Annotated in this window: 1 protein-coding gene; it reads right to left on the bottom strand. The window is 70.7% G+C overall.

Annotation, left to right across the window (positions count from 1 at the left end; all coding sequences use genetic code 11):
- Nucleotides 1-771: ketoacyl-synthetase C-terminal extension domain-containing protein (locus JHAT_RS33510; protein ID WP_143660635.1), on the bottom strand; the 771-nt coding region annotated here is incomplete at both ends.

Here is a 771-nt window from a genome sequence, read left to right as displayed (position 1 = left end):
CGAAGACCGGGAAGGCCTCATACAACTCCCGGCCCATCCCCACACGCTGACTGCCCTGCCCCGAGAACAACACCGCCAGCCGGCCCGGCACCACCACACCACGCACCACACCAGCAACCGGCTCACCCGACGCAAGCGCAGACAACCCGGCCCGGTCACCCGACAGCACCACAGCCCGGTGCTCGAACACCGAACGCGACGTCGCCAACGACCACCCGACATCCACCGGCGAGACGTCCGCCTGCTCGCGCACATACGCGGCGAGCCGTTCCGCCTGTGCCCGCAGCGCCGGCTCCGACTTCGCCGACACCACCCACGGCACCACCACCGGCACCACCGGCGGCTCGGCGTCCGCGACCGGCTCCTCCTCGGCAGCCGGAGCCTGCTCCAGGATCACGTGCGCGTTCGTCCCGCTGATACCGAACGACGACACACCCGCCCGACGCGGCTCAACCCTCTCCGGCCACTCCACCGACTCCGTCAGCAGCTCGACCGCACCGGCCGACCACTCCACCTGCGGGGACGGCTCATCGACATGCAGCGTGCGCGGCAGCACCCCGTGCCGCATGGCGAGGACCATCTTCATCACACCGGCGACACCGGCCGCGGCCTGCGTGTGCCCGATGTTCGACTTGATCGATCCCAGCCACAGCGGCCGGTCCTCGGGACGGTCCTGGCCATAGGTCGCCAGCAGCGCCTGCGCCTCGATCGGGTCACCCAACTTCGTGCCCGTACCGTGCGCCTCCACCACATCCACCCCGGCAGCCGACA

The organism is Streptomyces sp. JHA26, assembly GCF_002005565.1.
In the GTDB taxonomy this organism is placed as follows: Bacteria; Actinomycetota; Actinomycetes; order Streptomycetales; family Streptomycetaceae; genus Streptomyces.
This window is presented reverse-complemented; position numbering and strand designations above follow the sequence as displayed.